This window comes from Pseudomonas sp. PDM22 (assembly GCF_014851965.1).
GTDB lineage: Bacteria > Pseudomonadota > Gammaproteobacteria > Pseudomonadales > Pseudomonadaceae > Pseudomonas.
In genome coordinates, this window is sequence record NZ_JACVAR010000071.1 from 1 (window position 1) to 255 (window position 255).

The following is a 255-nucleotide window of genomic DNA, read 5'->3' on the forward strand; positions in this document are numbered from 1 at the left end:
TGACGATGTCGCCGGCACGGCCGCCGGTGGTACCACCGGTGATCTGCTGGGCGACCTTCGACTCGGCCAGGTTGACGATGTCGTCGCCGGCCACGATGTTGATGTTCAGCGAAGCTACCGGCGGTTTGTCGATCACGGTGTACGCGTGATCGGCGACCACGTCGGCCACGTTGCCCGCCGCATCGTGCGCCACCAGGGTGGCGTGGATGCTGGTTTCCGCCGCGAGATCCGCGCCGGCCACCTTCACGCTCCAGC

1 protein-coding gene is annotated in these 255 nt (G+C 67.5%); it reads right to left on the reverse strand.

All coding sequences use genetic code 11. From position 1 onward, the window contains the following. Nucleotides 1-241 (reverse strand): hypothetical protein (locus IB255_RS30700; protein ID WP_192211312.1); only part of this gene is annotated, 241 nt, incomplete at its 3' end. Nucleotides 242-255: the final 14 nt, after the last annotated feature.